Source organism: Methylobacterium sp. WL6, from assembly GCF_008040095.1.
Lineage (GTDB): Bacteria > Pseudomonadota > Alphaproteobacteria > Rhizobiales > Beijerinckiaceae > Methylobacterium.
In genome coordinates, this window is the sequence record NZ_VRVH01000032.1 from 15,982 (window position 1) to 29,389 (window position 13,408).

Genomic DNA, 13,408 nt, shown 5'->3' on the forward strand with positions numbered 1-13,408 from the left:
CGATGACGCCATCCAACAACTCGAGGCCAGCATGAACGCACCGACCACCGCATCGAGGAATGCCGCAGCGGATGGGGCCGCCCCCGTCGCGCCGCCGGCCGGCCTCGCGACGCGGGCCTCGGACGCGCGCATCCAGGGGCCGCGGATCTACAACCTGTTCCCGCTCCTCGTCGGGCGGGTCTCGGACTGGACGGCCGAGCTGCCGCGGATCGCCGCCCTCGGCTTCGATTGGGTCTACCTGAACCCGTTCCACGCCACCGGCGGCTCGGGCAGCCTCTACGCCGTCGCCGACCCCGAGCGGCTGGACGATCGCTTCCGCGACCAGGACGGCACCTCCGACGACGATCAGATCCGGTGCTTCTGCGCGGCGGCCGAGGCCATCGGCCTCTCGGTGATGACCGACCTCGTCATCAACCACACCGCCAACGACGGCCGCCTCGCCCGCGACAGGCCGGACCTGTTCGTGAAGGAGGCCGACGGCTCGATCGCCAGCCCGGCGGCGGTCGATCCCGACGATCCGTCGATCCGCACCGTCTGGGGCGATCTCGCCGAGCTCGATTACCATTCGGAGGGCCCGCGCAGCGAGCTGACCCGGATTTGGGACGCCTACATTGCCCATCTCCAGAGCCTCGGCGTCGCCGGCTTCCGCTGCGATGCGGCCTACAAGGTCCCGCCGGAGACGTGGCGCGCGCTGATCGGGCAGGCGAAGGCGCGCGAGGCCAGTTGCCTGTTCGCCGCCGAGACCCTGGGCTGCACCTTCGAGGAGGCGAAGGCCACCGCCGGCGCCGGGTTCGACTACCTCTTTAACTCGTTCGCGTGGTGGGACCTGAAGAAGCCCTGGGCGCTGGAGCAGTACGAGCGCCTGCGCGTCATCGCCCCCTCGATCGCGTTCCCCGAGAACCACGACATGCCGCGGCTCGCGGCCAAGGTGTCGGGCGGCCCGGAGGCCGTCGCCGCGCAGCTGCGCAGCCGCTACGCCCTCGCCGCGTTCTACTCGGCCGGCGTCCTGATGCCGATCGGCTACGAGTGGGGTTATCGCCGCGCGGTCCACGTCGTCGACACGACGCCGGCCGACCGCGAATCCGAGACCGGGATCGACATCTCGGCCTATGTCGCCGCGATCAACGCCCTGCGCGCCGAGCTTCCGGCCGCCAACGTCGAGGGCGCGCAGGCCCGGATCTCCGCGCCGGACGCCGATTTCGTCGCGCTCGCCCGCTACGATTCCGGCCATCCGGCCTCCGCCCGGCACGCCGTCATCCTGCTCTTCAACCCGACCGACAAGCCGGTGCCGGTCGATGCCGGGGCGCTGATCACCCGGACGGGCGGCCAGCTCGGGCCGTTCGTCGACCGCACGCCGGAAGCCGAGCCGATCGCCTTCCATCCCGGCAGCGCCATCGACCTGGCGCCGGGCGAGCTGCGCATCATCAGCGCCGTCGCGGCGGCCGTGACCAAGCTGCCGAGCCGCGGAACGCCGGACGGCACCGGCCGCGTCGTGATCGAGGCGGTGACGCCGGAACTCGACGGCGGCCGCTCTCCGGTCAAGCGCGTCGTCGGCGAGAACCTGCGGATCGAGGCCGACATCTTCTCGGACGGTCACGAGATCCTGAACGCGGCGATCCTGTCGCGCGTCGTCGGCGCGAGCGAATGGCGCCGGGACCCGATGGTCTTCGTCGACAACGACCGCTGGGCCGGGCAATTCCCGCTCGAGAAGAACGCCCGCTACGAGTTCACCATCGAGGGCTGGCGCGACGGATTCTCGTCCTGGATGCGCGATACGCTGAAGAAGCGCGACGCCGGCGTCGACGTCTGCCTCGAGACGATCGAGGGCGTCACCCTGGTCCAGACCGCGGCGGACCTCGCCGAGGGGCGCGACAAGGAGCGGTTGCAGGCGCTCGTCGCCGCGCTCGGCGCCGAGGAGACCGGCTCGGCCGCCCAGCTCGACCGCATCCTCGTGCCCGACGCGGCGAGCCTCGTCCGCCGCAACGCGGAGCGGGTGAACGCCTCGCGCTACCCCGTGACGGCGCAGGTGATCGCCGATCGGCTCGCGGCCCGGTTCTCGGCCTGGTACGAGATCTTCCCGCGCTCGCAGTCGATGGACGTGAATCGCCACGGCACCTTCGACGACGTGATCCGCCGCCTGCCGGAGATCCGCGAGCTCGGCTTCGACGTGCTGTACTTCACGCCGATCCACCCCGTCGGGCGCACCAACCGCAAGGGCAAGAACAACACCCTGAAGGCGCTGCCGGGCGACGTCGGCTCGGTCTACGCGGTCGGCACCGAGGAGGGCGGCCACGAGGCGGTCCATCCCGAACTCGGAACGCTGGCCGACTTCGAGCGCCTGGTCGCGGCGAGCCACGCCCACGGCATGGAGGTGGCGCTCGACTTCGCGATCCAGTGCTCGCCCGACCATCCTTGGATCAAGAACCATCCCGAGTGGTTCGAGTGGCGCCCGGACGGGACGCTGAAGTTCGCCGAGAACCCGCCGAAGAAGTACGAGGACATCTCCAACGTGCACTTCTACGGCGGCGCGCTGCCGTCGCTGTGGATCGAGCTGCGCGACATCCTGCTCGGCTGGTGCAGCCGCGGCGTGCGCATCTTCCGGGTCGACAACCCGCACACCAAGCCGATCCCGTTCTGGGAATGGGTGATCGCGGAGGTGAACGGGCGCTATCCGGACGCGCTCTTCCTCGCCGAAGCCTTCACCCGGCCGAAGATGATGAAGAAGCTCGCCAAGGCCGGCTACCAGCAGAGCTACACCTACTTCACCTGGCGCAACACCAAGGCCGAGTTGACCGAGTACGCGACCGAGCTTGCGGGCGAGATGGGCGAGTACTATCGGCCGAACTTCTTTGCCAACACGCCCGACATCAACCCGCATTACCTTCAGACGAGCGGCCGCGCCGGCTTCGTCGTGCGGGCGACGCTGGCCGCGACCCTGTCGTCGGTCTACGGCATCTACAACGGCTACGAGATGTGCGAGGCGGCGCCCTATCCCGGCAAGGAGGAGTACCTCAACTCCGAGAAGTACGAGCTGAAGGCCTGGGACTACGACCGACCCGGCAACATCCGCGAGCACATCATCAAGCTCAACCACATCCGTCGCGAGAACCCCGCGCTCTGGGATTTCCGCAACGTCGTGTTCACGGCGGCCTACAACGACAGCATCATCGCCTACGCCAAGACGACGCCCGACCGCGACAACTGCGTGTTCGTGATGGTCAACCTCGATCCCAAGAACCGCCAGGAATGCACCTACGAGGTGCCGCTCTGGCTGCTCGGCGAGGGCGACGGCGGGGCGGTCGCCGTCGAGGACCTGCTCGACGGCTACACGTTCGAGCTGCGCGGCAAGTCGCACCGCATCGCCCTCGATCCCGTCGAGCGCTCGTGCATCATCTGGCGGCTCAGCCGGCCGAAGCGGGTTGCGGGCTGAGGCTGCCCGTGTGAACAGAAATCCAGCGCGATCGGCCCGGTCGGTCGCGCTGTCGCCACCATCCTGCGGTTCTACAGCCGCACACCGATCACGCGACGATCATCCTCGCGCGGGACCGGCACCACCGCCCCTGAATCCGACGTGCGAGGCAACGACGCGATGATCGATCGCAGCGATCCGCAATGGTACCGTGACGCCATCATCTACCAGATCCACGTCAAGTCGTTCTTCGACTCGAACAACGACGGGATCGGGGATTTCGAGGGCCTTACCCAGCGGCTGGATTATGTCCGAGACCTCGGCGTCACCGCCATCTGGCTGATGCCGTTCTATCCGTCCCCGCTGCGCGACGACGGCTACGACATCGCCGACTACGAGGAGGTCAACCCGTCCTACGGGACGATGGCCGACTTCCGGCGCTTCGTGGACGCCGCGCACGAGCGCGGCCTGCGGGTGATCACCGAGCTGGTCATCAACCACACCTCGGACCAGCATCCGTGGTTCCAGCGCGCCCGCGAGGCGCCGGCCGGATCGCCCGAGCGCGACTTCTACGTGTGGTCGGACACCGACACGCCGTATTCGGACACGCGGATCATCTTCCTCGACACCGAGACCTCGAACTGGACCTGGGACCCGGTCGCCAAGCAGTATTTCTGGCACCGCTTCTACAGCCACCAGCCCGACCTGAACTTCGACAACCCGAAGGTGCTGGAAGCGGTCATCGAGACGATGCGCTACTGGCTCGACATGGGCGTCGACGGCCTGCGCCTCGACGCGATCCCGTACCTGATCGAGCGTGACGGCACGAACTGCGAGAACCTGCCCGAGACCCACACGGTCATCAAGGCGATCCGCGCGGCGCTGGATGCGAGCTATCCCGACCGGATGCTGCTGGCGGAAGCCAACCAGTGGCCGGAGGAGACCGCGCAGTATTTCGGCGACGGCGACGAATGCCACATGGCGTTCCACTTCCCGCTGATGCCGCGCATGTACATGGCGATCGCCCGCGAGGACCGGCACCCGATCACCGACATCATGCGCCAGACGCCCGAGATCCCGGAAGGGTGCCAGTGGGCGATCTTCCTGCGCAACCACGACGAGTTGACGCTCGAGATGGTGACGGCGGAGGAGCGCGACTACCTGTGGTCGTTCTACGCGGCCGAGCGCCGCGCCCGCATCAACCTCGGCATCCGCCGCCGGCTCGCGCCGCTGCTCGAGAACGACCGGCGCAAGATCGAGCTGATGAAGTCCCTCGTGCTGTCGATGCCCGGCACGCCGGTGCTGTACTACGGCGACGAGATCGGCATGGGCGACAACATCTACCTCGGCGATCGCGACGGCGTGCGCACGCCGATGCAATGGTCGCCCGATCGCAACGGCGGCTTCTCGCGGGCCAACCCGCAGCGGTTGTTCCTGCCGGCGATCCAGGACCCGATCTACGGCTTCGACGCCCTCAACGTCGAGGCGCAGACGCAGTCGCAGACCAGCCTGCTGAACTGGACGCGGCGGATGATCGCCATTCGCAACAACAGCACCGCGTTGGGCCGCGGCTCGATGCAGTTCCTGTATCCGTCGAACCGCAAGGTGCTCGCCTGGATCCGCGAGTTCGAGGGCGAGCGCGTGCTCTGCGTCGCCAACCTGTCGCGGGCGCCGCAGGCGGTGCAGCTCGACCTGTCCGAGCTGCGCAGCGCCGTGCCGATCGAGCTCACCGGCGGAACCGAGTTCCCGCCGATCGGCGAGCTGCCCTACCTGCTCACCCTGCCATCCTACGGCTTCTACTGGTTCTCGCTGTCGTCGGCGAACACCGGCACGATCGGGCCGATGAAGGAGGCGCCCGAGCTGTTCACGCTGGTGCTCACCGGCGGCATCGAGAGCCTGATGGCCGGTCGCGAGCGCCTCGCCTTCGAGCGCACGGTGATCCCGCCCTTCATCGCCAGCCGGCGCTGGTTCGGTGCCAAGGGCTCGCGGATCAAGAGCGTGCAGGTCGTCGACTGCGCGACCGTGAAGGAGGCCGGCGGCGAAGCCCGCTTCCTGCTGCCGCGCCTCGACGTCCAGCTCTCCAACGGCGAGCGCCAGCAATACTTCGTCCCCGTCGGCGTCGACGAGGGGCGCGAGGACGAGACCCTGCTCGAATTCGCCGTGGCGCGCGTGCGCCGCGGCCCGCGCACCGGCCTGCTCTACGGCGCGGCGGCCTCGCCGGACTTCGCGATCTGCCTCGCCGAGGGGATGCGCGACGGCCGCGAGATCCCGACCGAGGGCGGCAAGCTCGTGTTCTCCTCGACCTCGGCCTTCGACCACAGCGTGCCGTTCGAGGCGAGCGACGTCCGCCGGCTCTCGGCGGAGCAGAGCAACACCTCGATCGCCATCGGCGCGAAGATGATGCTCAAGCTGCTGCGCCGCCTGCAGCCGGGCACGCACCCGGAAGTCGAGGTCGGGCGCTTCCTCACCGAGGAGGCCAAGTTCCCGAACACGCCGGCGCTGCTCGGCACCCTCGAGCACGTCGCCGAGGACGGCACGCGCACGGCGCTCGCCGTGCTGCAGAGCTTCGTCCTCAACCAGGGCGACGCCTGGACGGTGATGCTCGAAGGCCTGCGCCGCGATTTCGAGACCGTGGTGCTGGCCCCCGAGAGCGAGGCGCCGACGCCGGCGGAGGCGTTCCACGATCACCTGCGCTGGGCCGACCTGCTCGGGCGGCGGACCGCCGAGATGCACAATGCCTTCGCGATCGAGACCGGCGACGCGGCCTTCGCGGCCGAGCCCTTCACCGCCGACGACCTGGCGGTGCTCGGCGCCGATGCCCGGCACCAGGCCGATCGGGCCTTCCGCGGCCTGAAGGCGATCGCGGAGCGCGGGCTCGATGCGGGCCGCCCGTCGAGCGTCGCGCTCGCCGGGCGTCGTGCCGAGGTCGATGCCCTGATCGCGTCGCTGACCCGTGACCCGCCGAAGGGCGCGTTCAAGACGCGGATCCACGGCGACTACCATCTCGGGCAGGTGCTGGTGTCGAGCGGCGACCTGGTGCTGGTCGACTTCGAGGGCGAGCCCTCGCGTCCGGCCGACGAGCGCCGGGCGAAGTCGACGCCGCTGCGCGACGTGGCGGGCATGCTGCGCTCGTTCGCCTACGGCGCCGAGACGGTGACCCGCGAGATCGCCGGCCGCTTCGCGGATTCGGAGGATCGGGCGCGCACCGCCGCCTTCGCGTGGCGTGGCATGATCGATGCGGCGTTCCTGAAGGGCTACGAGACCGCGGTCTCGGAAAGCCGCGCCGCCGTGACCGACCCCGAGACGCATGGCCGGCTGCTTCGCCTCTGCCTGCTGACCAAGGCGCTCTACGAGGTCGATTACGAGGCCAACAACCGCCCCGACTGGATCGAAATCCCCGCCCGTGGGGTTCTGACCATTCTGGAGGACGCCAAGGCGTCCTGATCCCATGCGCGTGCCGACGGGGCAAGAACGGCTTCGTCGGCGCGCGCGGAGACTGACCGGCCTGAAGCCGTCCGACCTTCTCGGACGCCGCTTCGGTCACCCGAGAGAGGCACCTGAATGACGGCCATCGACCAGACCTTCGCGACCCGCACCGATCCGTCGGACACGAACCCGGTCTCGAATGTCGCCCCGTCCGGCTCCGCGCAGGCGGGCACGACGCACAGCGTGCATCCCGATGCGATCGCGGCGGTGATGGCGGCCAACCACGGCGACGCGTTCAGCGTGCTCGGCCCGCATCAGGTCGGGCCCGGAGCCTGGGAGGTCCGAGCCGTGCTGCCGGAGGCGAAGTCCGCCGCGCTCATCGTCGGCGGCGAGGCGGTGCCGTTCGAGCGGCGCCACCCGGACGGGTTCTGGGTCGCCAAGGTCGAGAGCCAGGGCCGGCCGCTCTACGAGATCGAGGTCGAGACCTGGGACGGGGCCAAGCGCCGCCGTCACGACCCCTACGGCTTCGGCTCGTCGCTGGAGCAGCACGACGTCGACACCCTGCGCGAGATCGGGACCAACCTCGTCTACAAGATCCTCGGCGCGCAGCTCGGCTGCCTCGATGGCATCGACGGCTTCCGCTTCGCGGTGTGGGCGCCGAACGCCCGGCGCGTCAGCGTCGTCGGCGACTTCAACGAGTGGGACGGCCGCCGCCATCCGATGCGCCTTTGGCAGAACGGCGGCCTGTGGGAGCTGTTCGTGCCCGGCCTCAAGGCCGGTCAGCACTACAAGTTCGAGATCCGCGGCCCGGACGGCGCGCTGCTGCCGCTGAAGGCCGACCCGGTCGCCTTCGCCGCGCAGCACCCGCCGGAGACGGCCTCCGTGCTGCAGGGCACCAGCGAGCCCGCCTGGCACGACAAGCAGTGGATGGCGACCCGCGGCGACAAGGACCCGCGCCACGCCCCGATCTCGATCTACGAGGTGCATCTCGGCTCGTGGGCGCGCGTGCCCGACGAGGGCAACCGCTACCTGACCTACAAGGAGATGGGCGAGCGCCTGATCCCGTACGTCAAGGAGATGGGCTTCACCCATATCGAGATGCTGCCGATCACTGAGTTCCCGTTCGACGGCTCCTGGGGCTACCAGCCGGTCTCCCTGTTCGCGCCGACGAGCCGGCACGGCACGCCCGACGACTTCGCGGCCTTCGTGAACGCGGCGCACGAGGCCGGCATCGGCGTGATGCTCGACTGGGTGCCCGGCCACTTCCCGCTCGACGCGCACGGCCTCGGCCAGTTCGACGGCACGCACCTCTACGAGCATGCCGACCCGCGCCAGGGCTTCCACCAGGATTGGGGCACCTACATCTACAATTTCGGCCGGGCCGAGGTCGCGACGTTCCTCGCCGCCAATGCCCGGTTCTGGCTCGAGCACTACCACCTCGACGGCCTGCGCGTGGATGCCGTCGCCTCGATGCTCTACCTCGACTACTCGCGCCGCCAGGGCGAGTGGATCCCGAACCAGTACGGCGGCAACGAGAACCTCGACGCGATCAACTTCCTGCGCAAGACCAACGAGGCGACCTACGCGCACGCCCCCGGCACGATCACGGTCGCCGAGGAATCCACCTCCTGGCCCGGCGTCTCGCACCCGACCTACACCGGCGGGCTCGGCTTCGGCTTCAAGTGGAACATGGGGTGGATGCACGACACCCTGAACTTCGTCTCGACGGACCCGATCCACCGCCGCTACCACCACCACGACCTGACCTTCGGGCTGCTCTACGCCTTCTCCGAGAACTTCATCCTGCCGCTGTCCCACGACGAGGTGGTGCACGGGAAAGGCTCCCTGCTCGGCAAGATGCCCGGCGACCGCTGGCAGAAGTTCGCCAACCTGCGCGCTTATTTCGGGTTTATGTGGGGGCATCCCGGCAAGAAGCTGCTCTTCATGGGCGGCGAGTTCGGCCAGGAGCGCGAGTGGAACCATAACCAGTCGCTCGACTGGCACCTGCTCGACGACCCCGCCCATGCCGGCGTCAAGGACGTGATCCGCGACCTGAACCGGCTCTACGTCTCGACGCCGGCACTGCACAGCCGCGACACCGAGGCGGCGGGCTTCCAGTGGCTGGTGGCCGACGACCAGGACAACAGCGTGATCGCCTGGGCCCGCAAGGGCCGCGAGGCGGGCGAGATCGCCATCGTCGTCTCGAACTTCACGCCCGTGCCGCGCGAGAACTACCGCATCGGCGTCCCGGCGGGCGGCTTCTATCGCGAGGCGTTCAACTCGGATGCCGGCATCTACGGCGGCTCGAACATGGGCAACATGGGCGGCCGCGAGGCCGACGTGGCGGAGAGCCACGGCCAGGGTCATTCCCTGAGCCTGACCCTCCCGCCGCTCTCGACCATGATCTTCGTTCGCGAAGGCTGAGGGCATCGCTGGGGCGGCGGTGCCGAGGGGTCCCGCCGCCCGCGACGCGCGACGAGGGGAGGTCGCCTTGCTCGAATCGGTCCGGACGTCGTCGGTCGCCCTGCCGAGCATCCGCCTGCACGTCGCGGAAGCCGGTCCGGCGAACGGGCTCCCGACGATCGTCCTGCACGGCTTCCCCGAGTTCTGGTACGGCTGGCGCCGCCAGATCGGCCCCCTGACGGAGGCGGGCCTGCGCCTCGTCCTGCCCGACCAGCGCGGGTACAATTGCAGCGACAAGCCCGAGGGCCTCGCCGCCTACCATCTCGACCGGCTCGCCGCCGACGTGATCGAGCTGGCCAACCATTACGGCTTCGCGACGTTCCGGCTCGTCGCCCACGATTGGGGCGGCCTCGTCGCGTGGTGGACGGCCTCGTTCCATCCCGAGCGGATCGCGCGGCTGGCGATCCTCAACGCGCCGCATCCGGCAGTCTTCGGCCCCTACGTCCGGCGGCATCCGACGCAGATGCTGCGCAGCCTCTATGTCGGCTTCTTTAAGATCCCGCGCCTGCCCGAAACGCGCCTGACCGCGAACGACGGTGCGGTGCTGCGCCAGGCGCTGGCGAAGACCGGGCGGAAGGGCAGCTTCACGGCGACGGACCTGGATCGCTACGCCGAGGCCTGGGCCCGGCCCGGAGCGATGACGGCGATGCTGAACTGGTACCGGGCGCTACGCCTTCCGCGGCCCGGCACCGCGCCGCGGATCACGATGCCGACCCTGATCCTGTGGGGGCGGCGCGACCACGCGCTCGAATCCGGCCTCGCCGAGGCGAGCCTCGCGCTCTGCGATGCGGGCCGCATCGCGTGGTTTCCCGAGGCGACCCACTGGGTCCAGCACGACGCGGCGGAGGCGGTGAACGCGTCGCTGATCGCCTTTCTGGCCGACGGGAAGATCGAAACATGAGGAAGCCCGCGGATCCTTCGATCCGCGGGCTTCCACGCGCTTGCGAAACGTCGCGAGGCTGAGGTTCAGCGCTTGAACTTGCCGTCGTACTTGAACTCGGGCGCCGCCTTGAGCTGGTCCTTGGTGGCGCCGATGATCGCCTTCCACTTCTTCGCACCCTCGTCGTAGCCGAGCGCCACGGAAGACGGCTCGACCGAGACGTAGCGCTCGCCCATGCCGAGGAAGCCGCCGACCGAGAGGATGTAGCTGCTGAGCTTACCGTTCTCGATCGCGAGATCCTTGATCTCGCCGACGTTGTTGTTCGAGCCGTCCATCACGTTCAAGCCGATCAGGTTGTAGCTCAGCACCGCGTCCTGCGGGACCGGGACGAACTTCGCGGCCGTGGTCGGGGTGGTCTGCTTCTCGGCGGCGAACGCCGTGCCGGAAACGGTGAGGGCAACCATGGATGCCAGGATCAGACGACGCATTGCTATCTCCACAACCCGAATGGGGTGGCTAGGAATGCTGCGCGGCCGCGATCGTTCCGTCACCGATTCGTGGGTGATCGCGCCTGTTCCGATGTCCCGGAGCCGAACGGAAAAAGCCCGCGGATCGCTGGGATCCGCGGGCTGGGCAGTCGGGTGGAGCAGCCATTCAGGCCGCTTGCTTGCGCTTCTCCGGCGCTGCCTTCTCCAGGGCCGCCTTCTCGGGCTTCGCCTCGGTCCGCGTCTTCGAGGCTATCAGCGGCAGCTCGATGTCGAGCCCGAGCGTCGAGACGCCCTCGCCGCGTTCGAGCGTGATCTTGACCTTGTCGCGCTCGACCGAGACGTGCTTGGCGATGACCGCCAGGATCTCCTCGCGCAGCGTGATCACGAGGTCGGGCTGGCCGGTCTCGGAGCGCTCGTGGGCGAGGATCAGTTGCAGGCGCTCGCGGGCGACGGAGCCGGATGCGCGCTTGTTGAAGAGACCGAGGAGGGTCATGCGGCCCTCCGCAGGAACAGCTTGTCGAGGAAGGACTTGCGATCCGTCGGCATGGTCATCGGCAGCTCTTCGCCCTTGAGCCGGCGCACCGCGTCGGAATAGGCACGGGCCGGCGCGCAGTGCGGGTTGTTCAGCGTCACCGGGCAGCCGACGTTCGAGGCGCGCAGCACTTCCTGGCTCTCGGGGATGATCGCCAGGAGCGGGATCGAGAGGATCTCGAGCACGTCCTCGACCTTGAGCATGTCGCCGCGGTCGGCCCGGGCGGGGTCGTAGCGGGTCAGGATCAGGTGCTTGTCCATGTTCTCGCCGCGCTCGGCCTTGATCGTCTTGGAGTCGAGCAGGCCGATGATGCGGTCGGAGTCGCGCACCGACGAGACTTCCGGGTTGGTCACCACCACCGCGACGTCGGCGTGGCGCATGGCGAGCTGGGCGCCCCGCTCGATGCCGGCGGGCGAATCGCAGATCACCCAGTCGAACTTCTCGCGAAGCTCTTCCATGACGCGGGCGACGCCCTCGTCGGTGAGCGCGTCCTTGTCGCGGGTCTGCGAGGCCGGCAGCAGGTGCAGGGTCTCGAGGCGCTTGTCGCGGATCACCGCCTGGTTGAGCTTGGCATCGCCGTTGACCACGTTGATGAGGTCGTAGACGACCCGGCGCTCGGCGCCCATGACGAGGTCGAGGTTGCGCAGGCCGACGTCGAAATCGACGACGCAGACGCTCTGCCCGCCCTGCGCGATCGCGGCACCGAGTGCCGCCGTTGTCGTCGTCTTGCCGACGCCGCCCTTGCCCGATGTGACGACCAAAACCTTTGCCACGCGTGTCGCTCCTTGATCTGCGGTGATCGGATCGAGTTCTGAAAGTTCGAAAGTCAGTCCAGGCCGGCCATGCGGATCGCGCCGCCGTCGAGCCAGATCTGTACGGGTTTGCCCTGCAGTTGCGTTCCGATGTCCTCGGCCGTGCGGACGAGGCGATCGATCCCGAGCAGCTCGGGCTGGAACTTGCGGCAGTAGATGCGGGCCCGCGGGTTGCGGGCGGCGCCCGCGATAGCCCGGCCGCGCAGCGCGCCGTAGATGTGGATGGAGCCGCCCGCGAGGATCTCCGCCCCGGACGAGACCGAGCCCATCACCGTGACGTCCCCGGTGGGATGCACCACCGTCTGCCCGGAGCGGACCGAGCCCTCGATGGTGATCGAGGTGGAGACCGGCTCGTCCGGCACCTTCGGCAGATCCAGATTAATCGCCGGACGCCCGCCGACGAGCAGCGGCGGCAGGCCGGGTGCGATCGTCTCCACGCCCTCGAAGCCGAGGATGCGGACGCGTCGTCCGACGAGGTCGGCCACCAGCGCCTGCAGCGCGTCGTGGTCCGGGCGCAGGGCGCCGAGATCGAGGATGATCGCGCGCCCGTCGAACAGGGTCGGCGAGCGCTTGAGCGCCGCGTCGAGGTCCGCCAGCCAGTCGGCGAGCGGCGGCTCGGGCTTCAGCGCCATCGCCTTGAACGCACGCCCTCGGAAGGCGAGGGCGCGTCGGGCGGCGGGCTTCGCCGGGGCGGCAGGTTTTGCCGGGTCCGAGGCTGCCGTAGCCGGCTCGGGCGCGGACGATTCGGTGCCGGCGGGCGCAGCAACCGTCTCCAGGGAAACGGCTTTCTCGGGCTGTGCCGGAACGGGACGGTCGGGGTCCGGAAAGATCTGTGTTTTCACGGGTCAACGATTCCTTACCGGATCATTGACGGCGGATATGGTTACCGAACGGTTAAGGATGAGGATCCTGTCGCAATCTCATGCCCGGATCCTGTGATGTCGGCTCAGCCGCGCTCCAGCAGCGCCAGGCGGATCGCGTCCTCGACGAGCCGCACCTCGACGCCCTGGCCGGTGAAGCTCGGATCGAGGTCGTCGGCGGCCTTGTACAGGCCGTCGATCGCGATCAGCTCGGGCTCGAACTTGCGGCACCAGATCCGCGCGTTCGGGTTGCCGGCGGCACCGGCGATCGCACGGCCGCGCAGGGCCCCGTAGACGTGGATCGAGCCGCCGGCGATCACCTCGGCGCCCGAGGCGACGGCGCCCATCACCGTCACGTCGCCCTCGAGATGCAGAACCGCCTGGCCCGAGCGCACCGGTGCGTCGAGGATCAGCGACACGGCCGAAGCCTGCGCGGGCGGCGCCAACACGGCCGCCTCGGGGGAGGGGGCTTCGGCCTCGGGGATCTCGATCTCCCCGGTCGGCCGCCCTCCCGCCAGCGCCGGCGGCAGGCCCGGCC

9 protein-coding genes are annotated in these 13,408 nt (G+C 69.1%); 4 read left to right on the forward strand and 5 right to left on the reverse strand.

Features of this window, described 5'->3' with window-relative positions; all coding sequences use genetic code 11:
- Positions 1 to 31 precede the first annotated feature (31 nt).
- From FV230_RS07245 to FV230_RS07260, 4 genes are all read left to right on the forward strand, one after another.
- Positions 32 to 3,430 carry a maltotransferase domain-containing protein gene (locus tag FV230_RS07245; protein ID WP_147841850.1) on the forward strand — a complete coding sequence of 1,133 codons (3,399 nt, stop codon included), beginning with the start codon at positions 32 to 34 and terminating at the stop codon, positions 3,428 to 3,430.
- Positions 3,431 to 3,589: 159 nt separating this feature from the next.
- A complete protein-coding gene (gene treS / locus FV230_RS07250) occupies positions 3,590 to 6,853 on the forward strand; it encodes a maltose alpha-D-glucosyltransferase (RefSeq protein WP_147841851.1) in 3,264 nt (1,087 codons plus the stop codon).
- A gap of 117 nt (positions 6,854 to 6,970) precedes the next feature.
- Positions 6,971 to 9,259 (forward strand): 1,4-alpha-glucan branching protein GlgB, encoded by a 2,289-nt coding sequence (glgB, locus tag FV230_RS07255; RefSeq protein ID WP_147841852.1) that lies wholly within the window; start codon positions 6,971 to 6,973, stop codon positions 9,257 to 9,259.
- A gap of 67 nt (positions 9,260 to 9,326) precedes the next feature.
- On the forward strand, positions 9,327 to 10,199 hold the full coding sequence (locus FV230_RS07260) for an alpha/beta hydrolase (RefSeq protein WP_147841853.1): 873 nt from the start codon (positions 9,327 to 9,329) through the stop codon (positions 10,197 to 10,199).
- 65 nt (positions 10,200 to 10,264) lie between these two features.
- On the opposite strand, the gene FV230_RS07265 is transcribed toward FV230_RS07260, so the two are convergent.
- The 5 genes from FV230_RS07265 to minC (FV230_RS07285) form a co-directional block, all read right to left on the reverse strand.
- The gene (locus FV230_RS07265; RefSeq protein ID WP_147726433.1) at positions 10,265 to 10,666 is read right to left on the reverse strand and encodes a PRC-barrel domain-containing protein; all 402 of its coding nucleotides are present in this window, start codon (positions 10,664 to 10,666) and stop codon (positions 10,265 to 10,267) included.
- Positions 10,667 to 10,832: 166 nt separating this feature from the next.
- On the reverse strand, positions 10,833 to 11,159 hold the full coding sequence (minE, locus tag FV230_RS07270) for a cell division topological specificity factor MinE (RefSeq protein WP_147726434.1): 327 nt from the start codon (positions 11,157 to 11,159) through the stop codon (positions 10,833 to 10,835).
- Complete coding sequence (minD, locus tag FV230_RS07275) at positions 11,156 to 11,971, reverse strand: septum site-determining protein MinD (RefSeq protein ID WP_147726435.1); 816 nt, start codon at positions 11,969 to 11,971, stop codon at positions 11,156 to 11,158. The genes minE and minD overlap by 4 nt, the downstream gene beginning before the upstream one ends.
- A gap of 53 nt (positions 11,972 to 12,024) precedes the next feature.
- Entirely contained in the window at positions 12,025 to 12,642 is a 618-nt protein-coding gene (minC, locus tag FV230_RS07280; protein ID WP_246694782.1) for a septum site-determining protein MinC, read from the reverse strand.
- A gap of 314 nt (positions 12,643 to 12,956) precedes the next feature.
- The coding region (gene minC / locus FV230_RS07285; RefSeq protein ID WP_147841854.1) for a septum site-determining protein MinC at positions 12,957 to 13,408 on the reverse strand (452 nt) is incomplete at its 5' end.

Coding starts and splice junctions, on each gene's coding strand:
- FV230_RS07245 (WP_147841850.1), top strand. CDS start 32: ATGAACGCACCGACCACCGCATCGAGGAATGCCGCAGCGGATGGGGCC.
- minC (WP_246694782.1), bottom strand. CDS start 12,642: ATGGCGCTGAAGCCCGAGCCGCCGCTCGCCGACTGGCTGGCGGACCTC.
- FV230_RS07265 (WP_147726433.1), bottom strand. CDS start 10,666: ATGCGTCGTCTGATCCTGGCATCCATGGTTGCCCTCACCGTTTCCGGC.
- treS (WP_147841851.1), top strand. CDS start 3,590: ATGATCGATCGCAGCGATCCGCAATGGTACCGTGACGCCATCATCTAC.
- glgB (WP_147841852.1), top strand. CDS start 6,971: ATGACGGCCATCGACCAGACCTTCGCGACCCGCACCGATCCGTCGGAC.
- minE (WP_147726434.1), bottom strand. CDS start 11,159: ATGACCCTCCTCGGTCTCTTCAACAAGCGCGCATCCGGCTCCGTCGCC.